The sequence below is a fragment of the Streptomyces sp. NPDC004539 genome, from assembly GCF_040610055.1.
Taxonomy (GTDB): domain Bacteria; phylum Actinomycetota; class Actinomycetes; order Streptomycetales; family Streptomycetaceae; genus Streptomyces.
Window position 1 is genome coordinate 1 of record NZ_JBEXLS010000018.1, and the last position, 24,569, is coordinate 24,569.

At 71.6% G+C, this 24,569-nt stretch carries 23 protein-coding genes; 11 read left to right on the plus strand and 12 right to left on the minus strand.

The window, feature by feature from the left end:
• Positions 1-362: 362 nt before the first annotated feature.
• From ABZX85_RS31450 to ABZX85_RS31460, 3 genes are all read left to right on the plus strand, one after another.
• Positions 363-710, plus strand: coding sequence for a helix-turn-helix domain-containing protein (locus tag ABZX85_RS31450; protein ID WP_355876507.1), 348 nt, complete (start codon positions 363-365; stop codon positions 708-710).
• Between the two features lie 5 nt (positions 711-715).
• Complete coding sequence (locus tag ABZX85_RS31455; RefSeq protein ID WP_355875937.1) at positions 716-1,348, plus strand: uridine kinase; 633 nt, start codon at positions 716-718, stop codon at positions 1,346-1,348.
• A gap of 183 nt (positions 1,349-1,531) precedes the next feature.
• Positions 1,532-1,951 carry a CBS domain-containing protein gene (locus ABZX85_RS31460; protein WP_355875940.1) on the plus strand — a complete coding sequence of 140 codons (420 nt, stop codon included), beginning with the start codon at positions 1,532-1,534 and terminating at the stop codon, positions 1,949-1,951.
• A 39-nt stretch (positions 1,952-1,990) separates the two neighbouring features.
• Here the strand turns inward: ABZX85_RS31460 and ABZX85_RS31465 are convergent, their stop codons facing one another.
• Positions 1,991-3,118 (minus strand): magnesium and cobalt transport protein CorA, encoded by a 1,128-nt coding sequence (locus tag ABZX85_RS31465; protein ID WP_355875943.1) that lies wholly within the window; start codon positions 3,116-3,118, stop codon positions 1,991-1,993.
• Between the two features lie 221 nt (positions 3,119-3,339).
• On the opposite strand from ABZX85_RS31465, the gene ABZX85_RS31470 reads away from it, so the two are divergent.
• Entirely contained in the window at positions 3,340-4,134 is a 795-nt protein-coding gene (locus tag ABZX85_RS31470) for a methyltransferase domain-containing protein (protein WP_355875946.1), read from the plus strand.
• 386 nt (positions 4,135-4,520) lie between these two features.
• On the opposite strand, the gene ABZX85_RS31475 is transcribed toward ABZX85_RS31470, so the two are convergent.
• The 4 genes from ABZX85_RS31475 to ABZX85_RS31490 all read right to left on the minus strand — a co-directional run bounded on the left by ABZX85_RS31475 (position 4,521) and on the right by ABZX85_RS31490 (position 8,305).
• A complete protein-coding gene (locus ABZX85_RS31475; protein ID WP_355876510.1) occupies positions 4,521-5,411 on the minus strand; it encodes a sugar kinase in 891 nt (296 codons plus the stop codon).
• Between the two features lie 346 nt (positions 5,412-5,757).
• Positions 5,758-6,666 carry a pseudouridine-5'-phosphate glycosidase gene (locus ABZX85_RS31480; protein WP_355875949.1) on the minus strand — a complete coding sequence of 303 codons (909 nt, stop codon included), beginning with the start codon at positions 6,664-6,666 and terminating at the stop codon, positions 5,758-5,760.
• A gap of 169 nt (positions 6,667-6,835) precedes the next feature.
• Positions 6,836-7,390 carry a methylated-DNA--[protein]-cysteine S-methyltransferase gene (locus ABZX85_RS31485; RefSeq protein ID WP_355875952.1) on the minus strand — a complete coding sequence of 185 codons (555 nt, stop codon included), beginning with the start codon at positions 7,388-7,390 and terminating at the stop codon, positions 6,836-6,838.
• A gap of 39 nt (positions 7,391-7,429) precedes the next feature.
• Positions 7,430-8,305, minus strand: coding sequence for a glycerophosphodiester phosphodiesterase family protein (locus ABZX85_RS31490; RefSeq protein WP_355875954.1), 876 nt, complete (start codon positions 8,303-8,305; stop codon positions 7,430-7,432).
• 277 nt (positions 8,306-8,582) lie between these two features.
• On the opposite strand from ABZX85_RS31490, the gene ABZX85_RS31495 reads away from it, so the two are divergent.
• The 6 genes from ABZX85_RS31495 to ABZX85_RS31520 all read left to right on the plus strand — a co-directional run bounded on the left by ABZX85_RS31495 (position 8,583) and on the right by ABZX85_RS31520 (position 16,864).
• Complete coding sequence (locus ABZX85_RS31495) at positions 8,583-9,446, plus strand: MHYT domain-containing protein (RefSeq protein ID WP_355875957.1); 864 nt, start codon at positions 8,583-8,585, stop codon at positions 9,444-9,446.
• Positions 9,447-9,502: 56 nt separating this feature from the next.
• The gene (gene uvrB, locus ABZX85_RS31500; RefSeq protein WP_355875960.1) at positions 9,503-11,650 is read left to right on the plus strand and encodes an excinuclease ABC subunit UvrB; all 2,148 of its coding nucleotides are present in this window, start codon (positions 9,503-9,505) and stop codon (positions 11,648-11,650) included.
• 154 nt (positions 11,651-11,804) lie between these two features.
• Positions 11,805-12,383: a TerD family protein gene (locus ABZX85_RS31505; RefSeq protein ID WP_355875963.1), complete on the plus strand. Its 579-nt coding sequence runs from the start codon at positions 11,805-11,807 to the stop codon at positions 12,381-12,383.
• 59 nt (positions 12,384-12,442) lie between these two features.
• Positions 12,443-14,404 (plus strand): TerD family protein, encoded by a 1,962-nt coding sequence (locus tag ABZX85_RS31510; protein ID WP_355875966.1) that lies wholly within the window; start codon positions 12,443-12,445, stop codon positions 14,402-14,404.
• A 232-nt stretch (positions 14,405-14,636) separates the two neighbouring features.
• Positions 14,637-15,638 carry a TerC family protein gene (locus ABZX85_RS31515; protein WP_355875968.1) on the plus strand — a complete coding sequence of 334 codons (1,002 nt, stop codon included), beginning with the start codon at positions 14,637-14,639 and terminating at the stop codon, positions 15,636-15,638.
• A 125-nt stretch (positions 15,639-15,763) separates the two neighbouring features.
• Positions 15,764-16,864, plus strand: coding sequence for an ionic transporter y4hA (locus tag ABZX85_RS31520; RefSeq protein WP_355875971.1), 1,101 nt, complete (start codon positions 15,764-15,766; stop codon positions 16,862-16,864).
• Between the two features lie 354 nt (positions 16,865-17,218).
• Here the strand turns inward: ABZX85_RS31520 and ABZX85_RS31525 are convergent, their stop codons facing one another.
• Both ABZX85_RS31525 and ABZX85_RS31530 read right to left on the minus strand, forming a co-directional pair.
• Positions 17,219-18,490, minus strand: a complete 1,272-nt coding sequence (locus ABZX85_RS31525) for an MFS transporter (RefSeq protein WP_355875974.1) — start codon at positions 18,488-18,490, stop codon at positions 17,219-17,221.
• A 124-nt stretch (positions 18,491-18,614) separates the two neighbouring features.
• Positions 18,615-19,661: a S66 peptidase family protein gene (locus ABZX85_RS31530; protein WP_355875977.1), complete on the minus strand. Its 1,047-nt coding sequence runs from the start codon at positions 19,659-19,661 to the stop codon at positions 18,615-18,617.
• A gap of 99 nt (positions 19,662-19,760) precedes the next feature.
• On the opposite strand from ABZX85_RS31530, the gene aroQ reads away from it, so the two are divergent.
• A complete protein-coding gene (gene aroQ / locus ABZX85_RS31535; protein ID WP_355875979.1) occupies positions 19,761-20,234 on the plus strand; it encodes a type II 3-dehydroquinate dehydratase in 474 nt (157 codons plus the stop codon).
• A 63-nt stretch (positions 20,235-20,297) separates the two neighbouring features.
• Here the strand turns inward: aroQ and ABZX85_RS31540 are convergent, their stop codons facing one another.
• From ABZX85_RS31540 to ABZX85_RS31560, 5 genes are all read right to left on the minus strand, one after another.
• On the minus strand, positions 20,298-21,050 hold the full coding sequence (locus ABZX85_RS31540; RefSeq protein WP_355875981.1) for an amino acid ABC transporter ATP-binding protein: 753 nt from the start codon (positions 21,048-21,050) through the stop codon (positions 20,298-20,300).
• Positions 21,047-21,928, minus strand: coding sequence for an amino acid ABC transporter permease (locus ABZX85_RS31545; protein ID WP_355875984.1), 882 nt, complete (start codon positions 21,926-21,928; stop codon positions 21,047-21,049). The genes ABZX85_RS31540 and ABZX85_RS31545 overlap by 4 nt, the downstream gene beginning before the upstream one ends.
• Positions 21,925-22,812, minus strand: a complete 888-nt coding sequence (locus ABZX85_RS31550) for an ABC transporter substrate-binding protein (RefSeq protein ID WP_355875987.1) — start codon at positions 22,810-22,812, stop codon at positions 21,925-21,927. The genes ABZX85_RS31545 and ABZX85_RS31550 overlap by 4 nt, the downstream gene beginning before the upstream one ends.
• Before the next feature lie 298 nt (positions 22,813-23,110).
• On the minus strand, positions 23,111-23,767 hold the full coding sequence (locus ABZX85_RS31555) for an MBL fold metallo-hydrolase (protein WP_355875990.1): 657 nt from the start codon (positions 23,765-23,767) through the stop codon (positions 23,111-23,113).
• A 9-nt stretch (positions 23,768-23,776) separates the two neighbouring features.
• Entirely contained in the window at positions 23,777-24,463 is a 687-nt protein-coding gene (locus tag ABZX85_RS31560) for a maleylpyruvate isomerase family mycothiol-dependent enzyme (RefSeq protein WP_355875996.1), read from the minus strand.
• Positions 24,464-24,569 lie beyond the last annotated feature (106 nt).

The window sequence follows — 24,569 nt, forward strand, 5'->3', positions numbered from 1 at the left end:
CTCCGCATCGGACAGCTCATGACGACGAATCACCCCACCATGATCCACCAAGCAAGATCAATTGAAGACACGCCCTAGGCCGTGTCTTTCGGATCGGCCCTGGGCGCGGGGTGTGGCACGCACTCCCCCAAGCTCTTCGAGCAGGGGGGACCCCCAGGCGTTGTCGTCGGTCTCCCCCAAGTTCTCGGCTCCGCTCGAACAGGGAGGTGCCCCCATCGCGCCGCGTCGACTCCCTCCTCCGCCTTGCAGCTGCACGCACCACACCCCGCTCACCGGCGTTGCGAAGTCGCCGCCTCTTGAGGCGGACCGATCCGAAAGACACGGCCTAGCCTCGACGGATGACTGACGCACTCAGCCCGGACATGTTCGATCCGGCCTGCCCTTCTGCCGACGTTCCGTTCAGGGTCGGTGGGAAGTGGTCGGGAATGGTCATTCGTTGTCTGGAGGGCGGGCCCCGGCGGTTCGGTGAACTGCGGGTGCCGATACGGGGGGTCACCCCGAAGGTCCTGAGCGAGACGCTGCGGGCGATGGAACGCGACGGGTTCCTCGTCCGCACCGCTCACGACGAGAATCCACCGCGCGTGGAGTACGCCCTCACCCCCCTCGGCCGCACCCTGCTGCCGCTGCTCGACGTGGCGCGGGAGTGGAGCGAGGCGCATCTCGCCGGTGTCCTGGCCGCCCGCGAGGAAGACGGCTCTGACGCATCATGACCTCTGTGCGACTAGAAGCGATCACTTGGGACCGACTCGCCGACCGGCTGGTGGAGCGGCTGTCCGATCTGGAACCGGCGGACGGCGGCCCCTGGCCCCGTATCGCCTTCGACGGCGCTCCCGCGGCCCGCCCCGGAGATCTCGCGGAGCTGGTCGCGGAGAGGCTGAGGGCGCGCGGCCGGCCCTCCCAGGTCGTCGACACCCACGGCTTCCTGCGCCCCGCCTCGCTCCGGTTCGAGTACGGCCACCAGGACCTGGACGCCTACTACGACGGCTGGTTCGACACCCGTGCCCTGTGGCGCGAGGTCTTCGGCCCGCTCGAACCCGGAGGCACCGGACGCGTCCTGCCCGACCTGTGGGACCCGGCGACCGACCGAGCGACCCGCAGCCCGTACGCCGAACTCCCGCCCGGCGGCCTGCTATTGCTCCACGGACCGTTCCTCCTGCGGCACTGGTTCCCCTTCGACCTGACTGTCCACCTCCGCCTCTCCCCGGGCTCACTCCGCCGCCGCACCCCCGAGGCCGAGCACTGGACCCTCCCCGCCTACCAGCGGTACGAGAAGGAGACCGACCCGGCGGGGACGGCCGACTTCCTGGTACGGGCGGACGATCCACGGCACCCCGCGTGGAACGGCTGAGAGCGGACAGTGGAGGGGAGAAGCGGCCGGAGGGCCTTTCCGCGTACGCGCACGACGGGGGTGCCGGTACCGGGCCGCCCGGTCTCCTGGACATGCGGCCCGCCCCGCGCGCGGCGAGAATGTAGGGCGCCGGGACAGCGGCGCGTCCGCGTCGTGCCGGCCGTCCGGCCAGGGAGGCAGCCGATGACCACCGCCGGAGACATCATGCACCGGGGTGCCCAGTGGATACCCGAGCACGAGACCCTCGACCGAGCCGCCCAGCTGATGCGCGACCTCGACGTCGGAGCCCTGCCCATCAGTGACGCGGACGAACGGCTCTGCGGCATCCTCACCGACCGCGACATCGTCGTCGGCTGCGTCGCCATGGGGCACGACCCCGCCAAGGTGACCGCCGGTCAGATGGCCCAGGGCACCCCGCGCTGGATCGACGCCGGCGCGGACGTCGACGAAGTGCTCCAGGAGATGCAGGGGCACCGCATCCGCCGGCTTCCCGTGATCGAGAACAAGCGCCTCGTCGGCATGATCAGCGAGGCCGACCTCGCCCAGCATCTCACCGAGAGCCAGATCGCCTCCTGGGCCGAGAGCGTCTACTCCCGGGGCTGAGCCCTCCCGAGCCCCCTCCGGCGCACCGGCCGGTCCGCGTCAGAGCCAGCCGTTGCGCCGGAAGCCCCGGTACAGGCACAGACACGCCGTCGCTATCACCCCGAGCACCAGCGGATAGCCGTACGTCCAGCGCAGCTCCGGCATGTGGTCGAAGTTCATGCCGTAGATCCCGCAGACCATCGTCGGCACCGCGATCACCGCCGCCCACGCCGTGATCTTCCGCATGTCCTCGTTCTGCGCGACCGTCACCTGCGCCAGATGCGCCTGGAGGATCGAGTTCAGCAGTTCGTCGAAGGCGGCGATCTGCTCGGTGGCGCGCAGCAGATGGTCCGAGACGTCCCGGAAGTACGCCTGTATCTCCGGGTCGACCACCCGCACCGGACGGTCCGCGAGATCCAGCAGCGGCCGGCCCAGCGGCACCACCGCCCGCTTCAGTTCGAGGAGTTCACGCTTCAGCTGGTAGATCCGCCCCGGGTCGGCCCGGCCGCCGTCCTCCGCGAAGACGTCCGTCTCCACCTGGTCGATGTCGGCCTGCATCGCGTCCGTCACCCGCAGGTAGTCGTCCACCACGTGGTCCGCGATCGCGTGCAGCACCGCCGAAGGGCCCTTGGCGAGCTGGACGGGGTCCGACTCCAGCTCCTCGCGGAGCGGGCCGAGCGAGCCGTGCCGGCCGTGCCGGACCGTCACCACGAAGTCCGCGCCGACGAACACCATGATCTCGCCGGTGTCGACCACCTCGCTGGTCGCCGTCAACTCCTCGTGCTCCACGTAGCAGACGGTCTTGAAGACCGCGAACAGCGTCTCGCCGTAGCGCTCCACCTTCGGGCGCTGGTGGGCCTCCACCGCGTCCTCGACGGCCAGGGGGTGCAGGTCGAAGAGCTCGGCGATGCCCTCGAACTCGGCGGTCGTCGGCTCGTGGAGCCCCAGCCAGACGAAGCCGTCGCCCTTCTTGCGGACCCGCTCGACCGTCTCCACCAGATCCGCGCCGGACGGGGCCCGGACACCCTCCCGGTACGTCACGCAGTTGACCACGGAGGAACCCAGCGGGGAGCGCGCGTGATGGCTCAGATCGACCCGGGTACGCCGCCGCGCCAGCTGCGCCACCCTGCGCAGGCCGCCTACCCGGCCCAGGCCGGTGACCTTCCGCAGATTCCCCGCCATCGTCATGTGGATCTCCTCGCCGACTCCCCGCGCACCGCTCTCCCGTGCCTGGCCAGCCAGTGTGCCAGCTCGGCGCAAGGGCAGGGTAAGCCTGTGGAAAACTCTGATTCCCCTCCGCACCCGCCTGTGGACAACTCTGTTCCCCGGGCTCGGAAAGCCATGCGGGGGACGGATTTCCGGCCGCGTCGACCGCATCCGGGAACCGGGGTAAATGGGATGATCCGATCATGACGCGAACCGACGGGTATCTCCTCGACAACCGGCGGGCCGAGGCGGGAGAGCGCTTCGACGCCTTCGCCACGCTCTTCGACCCCACGACCTTCCGCCACCTCGAAGCGTTCGGCATCGGACCCGGCTGGCGCTGCTGGGAGGTCGGCGCGGGCGGCACCTCCGTCGCCTCCTGGATCGCCAAGAAGGTCGGCCCGACCGGCAGGGTCCTCGCCACCGACATCGACACCACCCACCTCGCCGCCGCCGCGCGCCCGCCCATCGAGGTCCGCGTCCACGACGTCGGCGCCGAGGAACCGCCGGGCGAGGGGTTCGACCTCGTCCACGCCAGGCTCGTACTCGTCCATGTCCCGGACCGGGAACGGGCGTTGCGCTCCATGATCAAGGCCCTGCGGCCCGGCGGACGGCTCCTGATCGAGGACGCCGACCCCGCCCTCCAGCCCCTGATCTGCCCCGACGAGCACGGCCCCGCCCAGCAGTTGGCCAACCGGCTCCGCCAGGGCTTCCGCACCCTCCTCGCCGAACGCGGCGCCGACCTCTCCTACGGCCGCCGCCTGCCCCGCCTCCTGCGCGAGGCCGGCCTCCGCCGGGTCGAGGCCGACGCGTACTTCCCCGTCACCTCACCCGCCTGCGCCGCCCTCGAATCCGCGACCGTCCGCCACCTCCGCCCCGACCTCGTCTCCGCCGGCCTCGCCACGGACACCGACATCGACCGCCACCTCGCCAACATCGCCACCGGCGACATGGACCTCGCCACCGCACCGATGATCTCGGCGTGGGGGAGGAAGGGGTAGGCGCGAGGGAGTCGTGCCCGCACCGAGACCCGACGCGCCGCGCCCCCACCGCCCTCGCAGACGCCCGCCACCGTGCGCGGGCGTCGACGACGTACGGGGACGACTGCCTCTCCGTGCGTGAGCACGTACGGGGAGGCATCTGGGCTGCCCCACGCGCGTACGGACGGCGGAGATCCCGGGCCCGTCGGCACCACCTACGTCGAAAGCGGCCCCACGCGTACGCGCGCCGAACGAGGTGAGGGCTCCACGGCGCCGAGCACAGCCCACGCGCGTGCTCGCCGGGCGAGCGCGGACCCGTCCGAGACGGGCCATGCCCGCGCCCGCAGCCGACGGCGACATCACGCAACGCGCGCGTGCGCGCCGAGGACGCCCCGCTCTACGTCCCCTCACTCCCGCCCCGGAGGCCGAGCCCCCACCACCTCTACCGCTCGTGCCCCGGCCCGGCACCCCTCCGCGGCGGCGGTCTCAGGGGTGGCGCCGGTCAGGAGGGCCGCGAGGAACGCGCCGGTGAAGGCGTCGCCCGCACCGGTGGTGTCGTGGGCGTGCGCGGGGACGGCGGCGACCCGGACGGGCGGGGTGCCGGAGCGGGCGATCAGCGCGCCGTGCGGGCCGTCCTTGGCGACGACCAGGGGGATGTGACGGCTGAGCTCGGCCGCCGCGTCCGCAGTCCCCGGCACCCCCGTGAGCAGGCACGCCTCGTCCCGGCTGGGCAGCAGGACGTCGATCCCGTCCACAAGCTCCAGGAACCGCCCGACGCCCAGCTCCGCGAGGAACCCGGCCGACGCGGGATCGAGACTCACCCGCACCCCACGCGCGCGTGCCGACGCGACAGCGACACGCACCAGCTTCCGCCCGCTGCCGGAGAACAGCAGATAACCCGACAGATGCATCCGGACGACGCCGTCGAGCAGCCCCTCCGACCAGTCCCCGGGCCCCAGCCGAAGCGCCGCCCCGCTGTCCGTGAGCAGCGTCCGCTCGGCCGCCGCCCCCGAGTCGACGAGACAGATCACCGTCCCGGTCGCGGCCTCCGGATCGACGACCAGGCGCGGTCGTACCCCACTGCCGATCAGCTCCCTCTCGTGCCAGGCCGCCTCCTGTTCCCCCACCCGCCCCAGCAGCCGCACGTCCCCGGCGCCCCAATGAGCCGCCCAGCACGCCACATTGGCCCCCGCCCCACCCGGCAGCCGCCGCACGACAGCCGCCGTGTCCGTCCCCACGGCCAACGGCCCCCGGTACCGCGCGACCACGTCGGTGACGACGTCCCCGATCACCAGCAGCCCACCCCAGGCACCGGTGCTCGTTCCGAGGCGGCCCTCGAAGGGAACCGCGCGGTCGGCGTCCGCAGGGAGCCCGCCTCCGAGGCCGGTGGAGCCGCTGCCGCTGACGGCCCCGTGCGCGGGCGCGACACCGTCGTGTCCGGGAGCCTCATGGCCGTATCCGGTGGCTCCGGCTTCGGGTGCTTCGAGGTTGTCCCCGTGCACCCCGGGCCCGGGGACCTCACGTTCGTATCCGGGGCCACCGTCGAGAGCCTCGCCGCCGTCCGCGGACGCCTCAGGACCGTCTATCGGCCCCCTGCCGCCGCCCCTCACCGTGCCCCCGGCCGCCCGCTCCCGCCCCGCCCCCTCAACCGCCCGCCCAGGCAGCCGCGATGCGCCCCGCGAGCCGGACGTTGCCGCGTACGGCCGCGAGGTTGGCCTCCAGGGACGCGCCGTCGGTGTGGCGGACGAGGTAGTCGAGGAGGAACGGGGTGACGGCCTGGCCGGTGATGTTCTCGGCCTCGCAGGCGTGGAGGGCGTCGGCGAGCACGCGCGCGTGGAGCTCGGGGTCCAACTGCTGCTCCCGGGGGACCGGGTTGGCGACGATCAGGGTGGAATCGGGGGCGTCGAGCAGGTCCTGGGCACGCATCACCTCGGCGACCTCACCGGGCGTCCGGAGCGTCCACTCCACGGGGTGACCGGAGTCGGAGAGGTAGAAGCCGGGAAAGCGGTCCGTGCCGTACCCGGCGACGGCCACGCCGAGGGTCTCCAGGCGCTGGAGGGTCGCGGGGATGTCCAGGATGGACTTGACGCCCGCGCACACGACGGTGATCCGGGTGCGCGCCAGCAGCCCGAGGTCGGCCGACTCGTCCTGCGTGACGGTCCACTCCCGGTGCACGCCGCCGAGCCCGCCGGTCGCGAACACCCGCACCCCGGCCAACGCCGCGAGCTGCGCGGTCGCCGACACGGTCGTCGCCCCGCTCGCCCCGGAGGCCACCGCGAGCGGCAGGTCGCGATGGCCCAGCTTGCGGATGCCGTCCTCACTCGCTATCCGCTCCACCTGGTCCTTGTCCAGGCCGACATGGGGCCGTCCGTCCAGCACGGCGACGGTCGCGGGGACGGCGCCCTCCTCACGGACGACGGCCTCCAGCTCGCGCGCCACCTGGAGATTGCGCGGCCGGGGCAGCCCGTGCGCGATGATCGTCGACTCCAGGGCCACGACGGGCCTGCCCGCCGCGAGCGCCTCCCGTACCTCTTCCGACACCACCAGCACCATGGGCCCGCCTCCTGTCGGTCGCTCTCCCCCTCATCTCTGGCGATCACTCCGGCCGGTCAAACCCGCGCGGGCTGTGGGAGACACCACCGCCCCGGGACGCATGACGGGCGACTCGCCATATCTCGCCCATGCTCATGCCCTCGCACGCGGCACCGCGCCCTGCGAGCCGTCAGAACAACGGCTCCGGCAACACCCCCTCCAGCGCCAGCAGCCGCCGCTTCGTCTCCAGTCCGCCCCCGAATCCGCCGATCCCCCCGCCGCTCTCCACGACCCGGTGGCACGGCACCACGACCGGCAGCGGATTGGCCCCCATCGCCGCCCCCACCGCCTGCGCGGCCTCCGGCTGCCCCACGCGCCGTGCCAGGTCGCCGTACCCGACGACCGAGCCGTAGGGCACCCCCGCCGCCAGCTCGCGCAGCACCCGGCGGTTGAAGCCGGAGATCAGCGACCAGTCCAGCGGCAGCGTGAAGTCCCGGCGCCGGCCCGCGAAGTACTCCTCGACCTGCCGGACCGCCGCCGCCAGCACCGGCGCGTCCGGAGCCTCCACCGGTGCCGTCCCCAGTCGGTCCGCGAGCCGCTCCAGCGCCCGCCCCCGCACCGCGTCCCCCGCGTGGAACACGACGTTGACCAGCCCCTCGTCGGTGGCCGCCAGCAGCAGCGGACCGATCCCGCTGCCGACGACGGCCCACCCGACCCGCGCCCCGTACTCCCCGTCCCTGCTCATGCCCCCACCGTACGACGCCCCACTGACAACGCCCCGCCCTCAGGCCCCCGGCAGCGCCGCGCGCACCACGTCCGGCTTGTTCGTGATGATGCCGTCGACCCCGTACCCGGCCGCCCGCCGCGCGCTCACGGCGTCGTCGACCGTCCACACGAACACGCCCAGCGGAACGCCGTGCGGCCCCCAGTGCGCGTGCACGGCGGAGACGTAGGCGCCGGTCACCGTGGTGTGCGACGGATTGATCAGATCGGCGAACCGGGAGTAGGCCGGCAGGTCGGCGACGGCCGGGGTGCCGAGGAAGCCGGTGCGGACGGCCGGCCGGAGGCTGTGGACCGTACGGATGCTGTCGGCGCTGAAGCTCTGCACGACCAGCCGGTGGGCGACGTGCCACCGGTCGAGCCAGCCCTCGTTGCCGAGCACCTTGATGATCTGCTGTTCGATACCGGGGTAGAACTGCGGATTCTTGATCTCCAGGAGGAGTTTCTGCCGGTGCCTGTCGAGACGGTTCACGAACTGCTTCAGCGTCGGCACCCGCTCACCCGCGAACGCGGGCCCGAACCAACTCCCCGCGTCGAGCTGCGCGATCTCCGCCGCCGTGAAGTCCTTCACTTTCCAGGGAGAACGGCCCGGAAAGATCTTGGCGGCATTGGTGGTGCGGCGCAGCGTGTCGTCGTGGATCACCACGAGTTCGCCGTCCTTTGTCCGCTGGACGTCGTTCTCGACCCAGGCGACATCCATTTCGGCCGCTTTGTCGACGGCGGCCAGCGTGTTCTCCGGAGCCTGCGCGGACGCTCCCCGGTGGGCCACGACGACCGGCGCGGGACGGGCCGCCGCCCGCGCGTCGGGGGCCGGCGTGAGGAGTGTGGCGGCGGCGCCCAGAAGGACGGTGGTCGTAACGGCGGCTACGCGCGCGTGCATGACGCCTCCTCGCTTTCTGTGATCACGTAAGGATTCACTGTGACATCGCTGACGAGGCGTCGAAGGAGTGCCCGGATGGCCACAGAATGAATGGAGGCAGCCGCACGCGCTCACCACAGGCGCACAAGTGGGGCAAGGGCGTGTTTCTTTGCCGGAAAATCGTTCGACCATTCCGGTGAGGGTCATACTCTCTGCGTCGACCCTGACCGCCCGGCGGTCCGGGGAAGGGGCGCATTCCAGGGAAAAATCAATCAACAGGGTGGAAGGGCAACCCCGCATGCAAGGCACGGTCGACGGATTCAGCTACGGACTCGTCACCCCGCTGGTGGCCTACTTCATGGCCTGCCTCGGCGGTGCCCTCGGTCTGCGCTGTACGACCAGAGCCCTGCTCGTCTCCCACTCCTGGCGCCCGGGCTGGCTCGCCCTCGGCTCGGCGGCGATCGGCTCCGGCATATGGACCATGCACTTCGTCGCCATGATGGGCTTCACCGTCCAGGGCGCACCCATCCGGTACGACAAACCCCTCACCTACGCGAGCCTCGGTGTCGCGATCGTCATGGTCGGCATCGGGATCTTCATCGTCGGCTACAAGGGCGCTTCCGGGACCGCCCTGTTCACCGGAGGGACGATCACCGGACTCGGCATAGCCTCCATGCACTACCTGGGCATGGCCGGCATGCAGCTCAACGGCAAGCTGGAGTACAACACGTTCACCGTCGCCGCGTCCGTCGCCATCGCCATGGGGGCCGCGACCGCCGCGCTGTGGGCCGCCGGACAGGTCAGAGGGTTCCTGTGGAGCGTGGGCGCGAGCCTCGTCATGGGCCTCGCCGTCACCGGCATGCACTACACCGGCATGGCCGCCCTCCGCGTCCACCTCCACCCCGGCGACACCACCTCCGGCGACTCGCCCGCCTCCCTCCTCGCCCCGATGCTGATCGGCCCCCTGGCCTTCCTGGCCCTCGCCGCCGTCGTCGTCGTGTTCGACCCCCTGATGGTCATGGGCAGACCCGCCGTACCCCCTGTCGAGCACAAACCCGGCGTCCCGGCCCACCCCGTCGGCCACCACACCAGCCGCCGCCCCAGCGTCCGCGCCCGCCGCAGCGCCACCCACCCGGAAGTGCGCGCCCCGCAGAACCGCTGACCCGTGAAACCGCTGATGGGACCCCGTTGTCAGTGGGGGGTCGTACGGTGGATGGCATGCGGCCCGTTTCCAGCATCGAACGTACGGTGGCGCCCTTCGAGGTCGTCAGCCCCTACCAGCCCAGCGGCGACCAGCCGGCGGCCATCGCCGAGCTGACCAAGCGCGTGCAGGCCGGTGAGAAGGACGTCGTCCTCCTCGGCGCGACCGGCACCGGCAAGTCCGCCACCACCGCGTGGATGATCGAGCAGCTCCAGCGCCCCACGCTCGTCATGGCCCCGAACAAGACGCTGGCCGCCCAGTTGGCGAACGAGTTCCGGGAGCTCCTCCCGAACAACGCGGTCGAGTACTTCGTCTCGTACTACGACTACTACCAGCCCGAGGCGTACGTCCCCCAGTCGGACACCTACATCGAGAAGGACTCCTCGATCAACGAGGAGGTCGAGCGCCTGCGCCACTCCGCGACGAACTCGCTCCTCACCCGCCGCGACGTCGTCGTGGTCGCCTCCGTCTCCTGCATCTACGGCCTCGGCACCCCCCAGGAGTACGTGGACCGCATGGTCCCCCTGAAGGTCGGCGCGGAGATCGACCGCGACCAGCTGCTGCGCCGCTTCGTCGACATCCAGTACACGCGCAACGACCTCGCCTTCACCCGCGGCACGTTCCGGGTCCGCGGCGACACCATCGAGATCTTCCCGGTCTACGAGGAACTGGCCGTCCGCATCGAGATGTTCGGCGACGAGATCGAGGCGCTCTCCACGCTCCACCCCCTCACCGGCGAGATCATCAGCGACGACCAGCAGCTCCACGTCTTCCCGGCCACACACTACGTCGCCGGTCCCGAGCGCCTGGAGCGCGCCGCCAACGACATCGAGAAGGAACTCGGCGAGCGCCTCGCCGACCTGGAGAAGCAGGGCAAGCTCCTGGAGGCCCAGCGCCTGCGCATGCGCACGACGTACGACCTGGAGATGCTCCGCCAGATCGGCTCCTGCTCCGGCGTCGAGAACTACTCGATGCACTTCGACGGCCGCGAACCGGGCTCCCCGCCCAACACCCTCCTGGACTACTTCCCGGACGACTTCCTGCTGGTCATCGACGAGTCGCACAACACGGTCCCGCAGATCGGCGCGATGTACGAGGGCGACGCCTCCCGCAAGCGCACCCTCGTCGACCACGGCTTCCGCCTCCCCTCCGCGCTCGACAACCGCCCCCTGAAATGGGAGGAGTTCCAGGAGCGCATCGGGCAGACGGTCTACCTGTCCGCGACCCCCGGCAAGTACGAGCTCTCCCGCGCGGACGGCGTCGTCGAGCAGATCATCCGCCCCACCGGCCTCATCGACCCCGAGGTCGTCGTCAAGCCCACCGAGGGCCAGATCGACGACCTGGTGCACGAGATCCGCGACCGCGTCGAGAAGGACGAACGCGTCCTGGTCACGACGCTCACCAAGAAGATGGCCGAGGACCTCACCGACTACTTCCTCGAACTCGGCATCCAGGTCCGCTACCTGCACAGCGACGTCGACACGCTCCGCCGGATCGAGCTGCTGCGCGAACTGCGCTCCGGCGAGTTCGACGTCCTGGTCGGCATCAACCTCCTGCGCGAGGGCCTCGACCTGCCCGAGGTCTCCCTCGTGGCGATCCTCGACGCCGACAAGGAGGGCTTCCTGCGCTCCGGGACGTCCCTGATCCAGACCATCGGCCGCGCCGCCCGGAACGTCTCGGGCCAGGTCCACATGTACGCCGACAAGATCACGCCCGCGATGGAACGCGCCATCGACGAGACCAACCGGCGCCGCGAACGGCAGGTCGCCTACAACACGGCGAACGGCATCGACCCCCAGCCGCTGCGCAAGAAGATCAACGACATCGTCGCCCAGATCGCCCGCGAGGAGATCGACACCGAACAGCTCCTCGGCAGCGGCTACCGCGCGAAGAAGGACGGCCGGGGCACGAAGGCGCCGGTGCCCTCGCTCGGCGACAAGTCCCTCAAGGGCGGAAAGCCGGCCAAGGCCGCCAAGGGCAAGTCCGGCGAGACGGTCCCGACGGACACGCCCGCCGCCGACCTCGCCGAGCAGATCGAGGCGATGACCGAGCGGATGCGGGCCGCCGCCGCGGACCTCCAGTTCGAGGTCGCCGCCCGGATCAGGGACGAGGTCTCCGAGATGAAGAAGGAACTCCGCCAGATGAAGGAGGCCGGTCTGGCATGACCCGCGTATCCGGGAGCGCCGCGCCGTCCGCGCTGTGTTGCAAGACCGACACAAAACGCGCTCCCGGGTACGGCACTGTCAGTGGCCTTGCGTAGGGTCTGGAGCATCCGCGGAGCCCGCGGGAACAGGGGAAGTTCGAGAGGGGAATCAGCTCGTGACCGTCAACATGACCAAGGGTCAGGCCATCAGTCTTCAGAAGAACGACGGAGGCAGCCTGAGCGCGGTGCGGATGGGTCTCGGCTGGCAGGCGGCCCCCCGGCGCGGCCTGTTCGGTTCCCGCACCCGCGAGATCGACCTCGACGCCTCCGCCGTCCTCTTCGCGGACAAGCAGCCGGTGGACGTCGTCTTCTTCCGCCACCTCGTCAGCGACGACGGCTCCGTGCGGCACACCGGTGACAACCTCGTCGGCGGCGTCGGCCAGGGCGGGGACGACGAGGCGATCCTCGTCGACCTCTCGCGCGTGCCGGTCCACATCGACCAGATCGTCTTCACCGTCAACTCCTTCACGGGCCAGACCTTCCAGGAGGTGCAGAACGCGTTCTGCCGCCTGGTCGACGAGACCAACGGCCAGGAGCTGGCGCGCTACACCCTCGCGGGCGGCGGCAACTACACGGCGCAGATCATGGCGAAGGTGCACCGCGTGGGCCAGGGCTGGTCGATGACGGCCATCGGCACCCCGGCCAACGGCCGCACCTTCCAGGACCTCATGCCCGCGATCCAGCCGGTCCTCTGAGAGGCACGGCACCACGGACACACCGCACGGCACAGCACGACACAGGGGGACGACAGGCGATGACGGCCGAGCTGACGCGGGGGCAGAACCATCCGCTCTCCCAGGTCCGCCTGGTGATCAGGGTCTCGGCGGCGGCCCCGGTCGTGGCCGGGATCACCCTCGGCGACGAACAGGGCCGCGTCCCCGGCCCCGAGTGGGTCGCCCACCCGGGCGCCCCCGCGCTGCCGGGCCTGGAGGTCTCCCGCCGGGCCGCCGCCGAGCACCGCATCGCCGTCGACCTGGACGCCGTACCGGAGCGCGCGCACCGCGTGCACGTCCTGCTCGCCCTGCCGTCCGGCGCCGGGGCCGTCCGCTTCGGCGCCTCGGCGGCGCCGTTCGTCGCGGTCGCCGAGGCGGACGGCCCCCAGGGCGCCGACCTCGTGTCGTTCACGCTCACCGGCCTCGACGCCGAGTCGGCCGTCGTCGCCCTGGAGCTGTACCGCCGTCAAGGCGCCTGGAAGGTCCGCGCCGTCGGCCAGGGCTACGCGGGCGGCCTCGCCGAACTCCTCGCCGACCAGGGCCTGCCCCAGGCCCACCAGCTCGCCGCGACGGTCCAGGAGGCCGCCGCCCGCACCCTAACCCCACCGGTCCCGGCCCCCCTCTCCCCGGACCAGACCACCACCCCGTACGCCGACCAGACCCCGGCTGCCCACCCGGCACCCCGGCCGCCGGACCCGTACACCTCCCAGCGGCCCACGAACGCCTACGACGCCCCGCCCGCGCCCGCGCAAGGGGTCGGTCCCGGCGTCCCGCCTCCCGTCGGCGGGCCCGTCGACTACACCCACCCCCGCCGCCGTACGACCCCGCCGCCGCCCCCGCCGACCGCGCCCCCGGCCGCACCGGGCCGCCCAGCGACGCCTGTCGCCGGGGACGCCACGGGGTGGTCGATGGAGGAGCGGCTCTACAACCAGGTGTGGGGCATGTTCGAGGACTACGCGCGCACGACGGCCGCCTACCGCAGCGCCGTGGACTTCGCGGACACGCGGATGGAGCGCGAGCTGGACGAGGCGCTGGCGGACCCGCGCGCGCGGATGGGCGGACAGGCCGACGTCGCGCGGGAGGCGGCGCGCGCGAAGCACACGCAACTGATGGACCAGGCCCGTGAGGTGCTCGACCGGGACATGGCGCAGCTCGTCGCCGAGTCCGACGTCGTCGAACCGGCGCTCCCGCCGTCGTACGCGGGCTGGGACAGCCCCGTCTGGCACGCCTACCGGGTGCCGGAGGAGCTGCCCATGGCGCTGCGCCTGGGCGATCTGCGGCTGCCGGAGAGCGAGCTGCTGCGGATTCCGATGCTGGTCAGGCTGCCGCTGGAGCGGGGGCTGTGGATCGACAGCGGCGCGGCCGGCCTCGCGGACGGCGGTTTCGCCGACGCGCACGACCTGCGGCGGCTCGCCATGGACACGGCCGTCGCGCATGTGGCGCGGCTGCTCGCGGTCCATCCGGCGGGCGCGTTCACGGTGCATGTCGTGGACGCGGCGGGCTCGGCCGCGTCGTCCCTGGCCCCGCTGACCGGCGCGGGGGTCCTCGCGGGGCCGCCCGCCGTCGGTGCCGCCGGGGTGGCGGACGTCCTCGGGCGGCTCACCCAGCGCGTCGACCTCGTCCAGATGGCGGTGCGCGGCGGTGCCCCGGACGCGCTGCCGCCCGGCTTCGACACGTCACACCAACTGCTCGTGGTGAACGACTTCCCGCACGGCTTCGACGACCGCGCGGTGACGCAGCTGCGCTACCTCGCGGACGAAGGACCGAGCGTCGGCGTCCACCTGATGATGGTCGCCGACCGTGAGGACGCCGCCGCGTACGGCCCGCTGCTCGACCCGCTGTGGCGGTCCCTGCTGCGGCTGACCCCGGTGCCGGAGGACTACCTCGCCGACCCGTGGGTGCGGCACGCGTGGACGTACGAACCGGCGCTCGTGCCGCCCGGCAGCCGGGTGCTCCAGCAGGTGTTGGCCCAGGTCGCGGCGGCCCGCACCAAGCCCGAGTAAAGCTCCCTGACCTGCGTTTTTGATCTTTCTTTTGCCAATCGCTTTACCTTTCCTTGGTGATTGGGGTACTGTTTTCCGTACGGAGGGGAGTACTCCCTGACAACTGCGGCGTACCCGTCAATACGGATCAGGCCAGATCCCGGGGCGTCGGCCCATCCTTGGGTGGAAGAGACCTCCGGCAGCGCGACGCGACGCTGAGTATCTGCCGTTACGTACTGCCGGAGGCACAGCAGTGGATGTTTCCTGGGGCCTGTGGGTCCTGACAATCGTGGGCCTCAGCGCCCTCATCGCGGTCGACTTCTTCATCGGCCGCAAACCGCACGACGTATCCATCAAGGAAGCGGGGATCTGGACGGTCGTCTGGATCGCCCTGGCCGTGCTCTTCGGCCTCGGCCTCGCTGTGTTCGGCGGCGGTGAGCCCTCCGGGGAGTTCTTCGCCGGGTTCATCACCGAGAAGTCGCTGAGCGTCGACAACCTCTTCGTCTTCATCCTGATCATGGCGAAGTTCTCGGTCCCCTCGCAGTACCAGCAGCGGGTCCTGCTCATCGGCGTCCTCATCGCCCTGGTCCTGCGGGCGATCTTCATCGCCGCCGGTGCCGCGATCATCGCCAACTTCTCCTGGGTCTTCTACATCTTCGGCGCCTTCCTCATCTGGACCGCCTGGAAGCTCATCCAGGAAGCCCGCGCCGACGGCGAGGACGAGGAGTTCGAGGAGAACAAGCTCCTCAAGGCCGCCGAGAAGCGCTTCGGCGTCGCCGACCGCTACCACGGCACGAAGCTGTGGATTCAGGAGAACGGCAAGCGGGTCATGACCCCGATGCTGGTCGTCATCCTCGCGATCGGCACCACGGACGTCCTGTTCGCGCTCGACTCGATCCCCGCGATCTTCGGCCTGACCCAGGACCCGTACATCGTCTTCACCGCCAACGCGTTCGCCCTCATGGGTCTGCGCCAGCTGTACTTCCTCCTCGGCGGTCTGCTGCGCAAGCTGGTCCACCTCAGCTACGGCCTGTCGATCATCCTCGGCTTCATCGGCGTCAAGCTCGTCCTGCACGCGCTGCACGAGTCGGGGGTCCACGTCCCGGTGATCAGCATCCCGGTCTCCCTGGGCGTCATCTGCTCGGTCCTGGTCGTCACGACCATCACGAGCCTCAGGGCCTCCAAGAAGCTGGCGGCGGCCGAGGCCGAGAAGGGCGAGCCCGAGGGCGCGCCGAAGGACAGCATCACCAGCTGATATCCGAACCGACATGAGTGGTGCCCCGGCAGTGCGCCGGGGCACCACTTTCATGCGGTCGGGTGTCACCGGCCTACCTTGGAGCTCCGCATGCACCTCTGCACCCCGTCTGCGACGATCACCGCATGATCACTGGGCTTCGGGCGCTCACGGCCCGCTGGACGACAGCGATACCCGTACTGGCGGTCATCCTCCTCGTCTTCACCTGGGGCCGAGACCTCCCCGGCACGGTCGTCGCCGTGGTCACGCTGGTCCTCGCCGGAGCCGTCCTCGCGGCGGTCCACCACGCCGAGGTCATCGCCCACCGCGTCGGTGAACCCTTCGGCTCCCTGGTCCTCGCCGTCGCCGTCACGATCATCGAGGTCGCCCTCATCGTCACCTTGATGGTGGACGGCGGCGACAAGAGCTCCACGCTGGCCCGGGACACCGTCTTCGCCGCCGTGATGATCACCTGCAACGGCATCCTCGGCATCTGCCTCCTCGTCGCCTCGCTGCGGCACGGCACCGCCGTCTTCAACCCGGAGGGCACCGGCGCCGCCCTCGCGACCGTCGCCACCCTGGCCACGCTCAGCCTGGTCCTGCCGACGTTCACGACCAGCAAGCCCGGCCCCGAGTTCTCCACGGTCCAGCTCACGTTCGCGGCGCTGTCGTCCCTCGTCCTGTACGGCCTGTTCGTGGCGACCCAGACCGTACGGCACCGCGACTACTTCCTGCCGGTCACCCACGAGGGCGCGGTCCTGGACGCCGACGACCACGCCGACCTGCCGACCGTCCGCACGGCCTACATCAGCCTCGGGCTGCTCGGGCTCGCGCTGATCGGTGTGGTCGGGCTCGCCAAGGGGGTCTCGCCGACGATCGAGTCGGGCGTCGAGTCGGCCGGGCTGCACCACGCGGTCGTCGGCGTCGTCATCGCCATGCTCGTCCTGCTGCCCGAGACCATCGCCGCGCTGCGCGCCGCCCGCAGGGACCGCGTCCAGACCAGCCTCAACCTCGCGCTCGGCTCGGCCATGGCGAGCATCGGGCTGACGATCCCAGCGGTCGCCCTCGCCTCCGTCTGGCTCTCCGGCCCACTGGTCCTCGGTCTCGGCTCGACCCACATGGTGCTCCTCGCCCTGACCGTCGCCGTCAGCACCCTCACGGTCGTACCGGGGCGGGCGACGCCGCTGCAAGGGGGCGTGCATCTGGTGTTGTTCGCGGCGTATCTGGAGCTGGCGGTCAATCCGTAGGGGGTGCGGGGGTGCGGGGGTGCCGGCGGGCGGCCTCGTGCGGGGCGTTCCGTGTCGGTCGGCGGGTGTGGCTGGACGGGTGTGGGCGGGGCGGTGTGAGCGACAGGCCGGGGGCGGGGACACGGCGGATCGGGCTTTCTCCGGGGGCGGGGCACGCGCGGGTGCGGCGATCGTGCCCACCGGGCGGGCCGACCGGCGGTGCCTGCGCCGGGACATGGCCTCGCCGTTCGCGGCCGAGTGTCCCGGCCGGTCGCTCCGCCGGGGCCGGCTCCTGGCCAAGGGCGGTGCCCGGTCGAGTGCCGCCCCCGCTCCCCTCGTCGCCCGCCTCCGCCGTCCCCGTGGCGTCCGTCGTCGCTACTCGTCCGCCGCCACCGGCCGTACCGCCTCCACCGGACGTGTCTCCGGCAGCAGTGCGAAGCACCCCAGGCTGAACAGCGCCACCGCCGTCAGGTACGCCCCGACACCCCACGGCACTCTGCCGGACCCCTCGGCCAGGGTCGTCGCGACGATCGGGGTGAGTGCGCCTCCGAGCACTCCGCCGAGGTTGTAGCCGACTGCCGCACCCGTACAACGGACGCGTGGTTCGTAGAGTTCCGGCAGGTATGCCCCGATCACGGCATACGTCGTGATGAAGGCGAGCAGGGCCCCCAGGAAGCCGAGGAACATCAGCAGAGGTTCCCCGGTCGCCAGGAGCGCGACCGTCGGGAACATCCACAGGGCCATCCCCGCGCACCCGGCCAGGCACATCGGCCGACGCCCGAACCGGTCGCCCAGATGCGCCGCGAGCGGGGTGAGCGCGCCCTTCACGACGACGGCGGCCATGACGCACGTCAGCATGACCGTGCGGCTCACCCCGAGCCGTTCCGTCGCGTAGGCCAGGGACCAGGTCGTCACGGCGTAGAACACCGCGTACCCGGCGGCCAGCGCACCGGCCGTCAGCAGGACGAGCCGCCGGTGGTGGACGAACACCTCGACGAGCGGCATGCGTGCGTGGTCGTCGATTTCGAGGAACCGGGGGCTCTCCGCGAGGGACGACCGCAGCCACAGCCCCGCGACCGCGAGCACCCCGGCGGCCCAGAACGGCACCCGCCACCCCCAGGAGGCGAACTGCGCCTCGGAGAGCCCCGCCGACAGCCCGAGCATCACCCCGTTCGCCAGCACGAACCCCACGGCCGGACCCACCTGCGGGAAGCTCGCCCACAGCGCGCGCCTGCCGGGCGGCGCGTGCTCCGCCGTCAGCAGCACCGCCCCGCCCCACTCCCCGCCGAGCCCCAGCCCTTGCAGGAACCGCAGCACGAGCAGCAGCACCGGCGCGGCGACCCCGATGGCCGCGTACGACGGGACGCAGCCGACCGCGACCGTCGAGGCGCCCGTCAGGAGCAGCGACACGATCAGCACGGGCCGCCGCCCGTACCGGTCGCCGACGTGCCCGAACAGCACCGACCCCAGCGGGCGCGCGAGGAAGCCGACGCCGAACGTCCCGAAGGCCGCCAGCATGCCGGCCAGGGGCGAGAACGTCGGGAAGAACAGGGGGCCGAGGACGAGCGCCGCCGCCGTCCCGTAGGCGAAGAAGTCGTAGAACTCGATGGCCGTCCCGGCGAGCGCGGCGGCGGCGAGCCGGGGCATGGACGGAGGCGCCTCGGACGGTGGTGTCAGGGGCGGCGGTGTCACGGTGTGCGCAGGCTGCATACCGGGTCAACCAGCCGCGACCACCGTGAGTCACGGCGGCGCGCGGAGCACCGGGGGCGCGTCAGTAAGTAACGACGATGCGCCGCGCGGGGCCGTCGACCCGGACGACACCGCCGTAGGGGACGACGAGTTGGGGGTTCGTGTGGCCCAGGTCGACGTCGAAGACGGCCATCGTGTCGGGGGCGTACGTCTCCAGCGCGCGCTCGACGGCGGCGCGCTGGTCGGCGGCGTACTGTGCGCCCGCCTGAGGGCCGTTGGGGTGCTCGAAGGACCACGTCTTGGCGCGGCCCATCAGGAGCGCCGGGAAGCGCCTCAGGAGGCCGCGCTCGCCCATGCAGCGCAGGACGCGGAAGACCTCCGTGGCGCTCGGCAGGTCCTCGGAGGTCTCCAGGAGCAGGACGCCGCCGTCGTACACCGAGGGGTCGGCGGCGATCTCGCGGTCGGCCATCAGGTGCCAGGCGAGGATCTCCAGGCAGCCGCCCCAACTGCGGCCCTCCACCACGCGGTCGGCGTTGCGCCAGTGCCAGCCGGTGCCGGGGCGGGTCTCCTGCGCGCGCGTGAAGGTCGACGGGTCGGCCCAGTCGCCCTCGACGTCGTTCCAGCGGTCCGCCGGGCGCAGTTCGTAGGGGCCCGTGGTGAACAGGGCGGCGCGCAGGGAGTCCACGGTCTGCGCCTCCATCGCGACGGGACGGCCGAGCTGCACCATCACGCTGCCGCCGTGGTAACCGACGACCCCGGTGCCGTACAGGTAGGCCAGCAGGCTGGTGTTGTCGCTGTACCCGAAGAACGGCTTCGGGTGCGCGCGGATCAACTCGCGGTCCAGGAAGGGCAGGACGGTGATCTGGTCGTCGCCCCCGACGGAGGCGATCACCGCCTTGATCTCCGGGTCGGCGAAGGCCGCGTGCAGGTCGTCGGCGCGCTGCCGGGGCGTGGCGTTCATCGTCCGGGTCGACGGGTACTCGACCGGGACGAGGCCGAACTCGTCCCGCAGGCGCGCGAGACCGAGTTCGAAGGGGCGCGGGAAGAGGCCGGGCAGCCCCGCGGACGGCGAGACGACGGCGACCCGGTCGCCGGGGGAGGGCTTGGGCGGGTACACGGGGGCTGTCATGTCCGCACGCTACGGGCCTCACCCGGACGGCGCACCGTGATAAAACGGAGGTGAGCGGCGGCCACGCCCCGGGCCGCCCCGAACGGAACCGGAGGAACCGTGCCCCGCACCCTGGCCAACGCCCCGATCATGATCCTCAACGGCCCCAACCTGAACCTCCTCGGTCAGCGCCAGCCGGAGATCTACGGGTCCGACACGCTCGCCGACGTCGAGGCGATGTGCGTCAAGGCGGCGGCGGCCCACGGCGGCACGGTCGACTTCCGGCAGTCCAACCACGAGGGCCAACTCGTCGACTGGATTCACGAGGCACGGCTGAACCACTGCGGCGTCGTCATCAACCCGGGCGCCTACTCGCACACCTCCGTCGCGATCCTGGACGCGCTCAACACCTGCGACGGACTGCCGGTGATCGAGGTCCACATCTCCAACATCCACCGGCGGGAGGCGTTCCGGCACTACTCGTACGTGTCGCTGCGGGCGGACGGGGTGATCGCGGGGTGCGGGGTGCAGGGGTACGCGTTCGGGGTGGAGCGGGTGGCGGCGCTGGCGGGGGAGGGGACGGCGGAGGCGTGAGGCCGTGAACCCGGGCGTGTGTAAGGGGCGTCCTCCATGGACGACGCCCCTTACCCGGGACTTCTAGAGGCGGCCGGCCTCGACGATCCGCCGCAGGAACCGCCGGGTGCGCTCCTCCTGCGGGGCGCCGAAGATCTGCTCGGCACTCCCGCGCTCCAGCACCACGCCGCCGTCCAGGAAGCAGACCTGGTCGGCGACCTCGCGCGCGAAGCCCATCTCGTGCGTGGCCAGCACCATCGTCATCCCGTCGCCCTTCAGGTCACGGACGACGTTCAGGACCTCGCCGACCAGCTCCGGGTCGAGGGCGGCGGTGATCTCGTCGAGGAGCAGCAGCCGGGGCCGCACCGCGAGGGCCCGCACGATCGCCACACGCTGCTGCTGGCCGCCGCTGAGCCTGTCGGGGTAGTCGGCAGCCTTGCCGGCCAGTCCGAGGCGCTCCAGCAGCTCCCTGGCCCGCTCCTCGGCCTCCTCACGGGACACGCCGTGGACGCGGCGCGGCGCGAGCGTGATGTTCTCCAGGACCGTCATGTGCGGGAACAGGTTGTACGACTGGAAGACCACGCCGATCCGGCGCCGGACCGCGTCCTGGTCGACCCGGGGGTCGGTGATCTCCTCGCCGTCCAGCCAGATCGCGCCGTCGTCGATGTCCTCCAGCAGGTTCGCGCACCGCAGCAGCGTCGACTTGCCTGACCCCGAGGCCCCGATCAGTGCGGTCACCGTGTGCGGGGCGACCTCCAGATCGACGTCCTTGAGGACGACCGAACCGCCGAACGTCTTGCGCACGGACTCCATCCGCAGCACCGGCGCGCCGCTCATGCCACACCTCCCTGGGACCGCTGACGGTCCATCCGCGCCGTCACCCAGTCCGTGAACCGGGTCATCGGGATCGTCAGCGCCACGAACAGCAGCCCCGCGACGATGTACGGCGTGTAGTTCAGGCTCCGTCCGACGATGATGTCCGCCGCGCGCACCGCGTCGATCGCGCCGCCGATCGACACCAGCCCGGTGTCCTTCTGGAGCGACACCAGGTCGTTCAGCAGCGGCGGCACCTGACGGCGTACCGCCTGCGGCAGCACCACGTGCCGCAGCGCCTGCCGGTTCGTCAGCCCGAGGGAGCGGGCCGCCGCGCGCTGCGAGGGGTGCACGGACTCGATGCCCGCGCGGAACACCTCCGCGACGTACGCCGAGTACGTCAGCGTCAGCGCCGTCCCGCCCAGCAGCACCGGATCGACCGTCACGCCCTGGAGGCGCAGCGCCGGGACGCCCAGGACGACGATCATCAGGTTGATGATCAGCGGCAGGCCCCGGAAGAAGTCCGTGTAGGCCGCCGCGAGCACCCGCAGGGGGAAGAACACCGGGCCGCGCAGCGTGCGCGCGATGGCGATGAGCATGCCCAGCACCAGGACGGCCACCCCGCAGACCGCCAGCAGCCGCAGGTTCAGCCACAGCCCTTCGAGGACCTTCGGCAGCGCCTCGCGCGCGTAGTGCCCGTCGAAGAACGTCTCCTTGGTGCGCTGCCAGCCCGGCGCGTTGACGATCACCAGGTAGAGCACCACGCCGACGACGAGCGTCGACAGGGCCGCGATCGCCGTCGCCCTGCGCGCACGCGCGCGCCGGTAGCGCTCGCGCTCCAGGCGGCGCTCCGACGGGGTGTACGCGTCCGGCGGCTCCTGCTCGGTCTTGGCGAGCGTCACTTCAGCACCGGGGCGGCGACCGCGTCGGACAGCCACTGCTGCTCCAGCTTCGCGAGCGTGCCGTCCTTGCGCAGGGCGTCCACGGCGGCCGTCACACAGGGCGTGAGCGCGCTGCCCTTGTCGAGGACCAGCCCGAACTGCTCCGGCGAGGCGCCCCGGTTCTCGAACTGGCCGACGATCGCGGCGTCGGTGATCTCCGCGCCGGTGATGTAGAACGCGGTCGGCAGGTCCACGACGATCGCGTCGACCTGCTTGTTCTGGAGGGCGGCCTTGGCCTGGTCGTTCTCCGCGTACGCGGCGGCCTCCTTCGACGGCTTCACGACGTCCTGGATGTACTCCAGGCTGGTCGTGCCGACCTGGGCGCCCAGCTTGAGGCCCTTGAGGTCGGCGACGCTCTTGGCCTGCGCGGCCTTGGTGCCCTTCAGGGCGATCACGGCCTGGCGGACGTCGTAGTAGCCGGACGAGAAGTCGACGGCCTTCTTGCGCTCGTCGCTGATCGACACCTGGTTGATGTCGAAGTCGAAGGTCTTCACGCCGGGCGCGAACGCCTTGTTGAACGGCACGGTCTGCCAGACGACGGCGCTCTTGTCGTACCCGAGCTGCTGGGCCACCGCGTAGGCGACGGCCGACTCGAAGCCCTGGCCGTTGGACGGCTTGTCGTCCTTGAACCACGGCTCGTAGGCGGGCGTGTCGGTGCCGACCGTCAGCTTTCCGGCGGCCGTGGTCGACAGCGCGCCCTTGGCGCACGCGGCGCCGGACGACGAACCGGAGGGCGTGGCGCCCGCCGCGTCGTCCGACTGGGGAGCACAGCCCACGGCGGTGGCGAGGAGGGCGACGGCGGCAGCCGCGAGAGCACGGCGCTGGACACGAGGGGCGAGACGCATGGCCGGAGAGTGGCAGCGAAAGCGCCGGTTTGTCCAGTTCACGACAGTGGGTGTCCGCATAGTGGGAACGTGTGTTGCGGACGCGTGAACGGGGTGGTGGAAGGTGTCAGGAGAGGGGGTGCCTGGGCCGCCGGTCGAGGGCGGGGAATACGAAAGACCGGCGGCCCTTGCCGAGCGGGAGCCGTCTTCCCGCGCGGGGCAGGCTCCAGTTGACCGCACGTCCACGCGCGCGGGGAGCGCGTGTGCCGCTCCGGCGCGTGTGCGCGATTCACACGGGGCGCGTGGACGCGCCTGCGCGTCACCACCCGCGCGCGTGCCACTCCGGGAGCTGCGGGCGCTCGGCGCCCAGGGTCGTGTCGTCGCCGTGCCCCGGGTAGACCCACGTCTCGTCCGGGAGGGCGTCGAAGATCTTCGTCTCCACGTCGTGGATCAGGCTCGCGAACGCCTCCGGGTCCTTGCGGGTGTTGCCCACCCCGCCCGGGAAGAGGCAGTCCCCGGTGAACACGTGCGGGTGGCCGTGCGGGTCGTCGTAGACCAGGGCGATCGAACCCGGCGTGTGCCCGACGAGGTGACGCGCGGTCAGTTCGACGCGCCCCACCCGGATCACGTCGCCGTCGTCCACCAGGACGTCCGTCGCCACCGGGATGCCCTCGGCGTCCTCGCGCCCCGCGTACGTGCGCGCGCCGGTGGCCGTCACGACCTCCGCGAGCGCCTGCCAGTGGTCGCCGTGCCGGTGGGTCGTGACGACGGACGCGATGCCGTCGTCCCCGATCGTGCCGAGCAGGGTGTGCGCGTCGTTCGCCGCGTCGATCAGCACCTGCTCGTCCGTGGCCCGGCAGCGCAGCAGGTAGGCGTTGTTGTTCATCGGGCCGACCGCGATCTTGGTGATCATCAGGTCCTTCAGCTCGTGCACGTCCGCCGGGCCGCCGACCTTCACCTGTCCGCTGTACGTCATGACCGCAGCCTATAGCGGCGGCAGCACCGGCAGGAGGCCGCCGTCGGCCACCGGCGCGGACGCCCCGGAGCGCCCCGCGAGCCAGCCCAGCAGCTCGGCGCCGGAACCGGTGACGGTCACCTCGGGGGCGTCCGCCGCCCGGCCCGTGCGCCACGCGCGCGTGCCGTCCGTCAGCCGGGTCGGCGGGACGTCCACGAGGCCGTCGTAGCGCTCGGCGAGGAAGGTGATCTCCCGTGCGGTGAAGTCCTCCGGGAGGTCCTTGAGGCCGTACCCGATGCCCAGGTCCACGTGGTGCAGCTCGACCTCGATCCAGCGGCGGAACGGGATGCGGGAGGCGCTGTCCTCGGTGTTGTTGCGCAGGACCACCGTCCGCGACCAGTCGGCCGGGGCGTCGCCCGCGGCCAGGAAGCGGGCGTGGCTCGCGCGCAGGTCGGCGAGGTGGACGTCCAGCGCGCGCGGGGCGTCCCGCTCGATGTCGGCGTCCCGGATCTCGTGGGTCGCGTACATCGGCCGGCCGCCCAGGACGTTCACGAGGGCGTCCGCGTTGCGGGCGAGGTGGGCGAGGACGTGGCCACGGCTCCAGCCCGGCAACCGTGACGCTTCGGCGACCGACGCGTTGTCCAGCTCGGCGACCGCGGTCAGCAGCCGCTCCGTCGCTTCCCGTACAGAGGCCAGGTCACGCACGTGATCAGTCATGGGGCCGACCCTAGCCCCGTCACTCCATCGGGTGAAGACGGCTCGACAGCGCCGTGATTCGAATGCATGTGCGATACGGTGACTTGCAGGCGTCGGGCATGCTGGA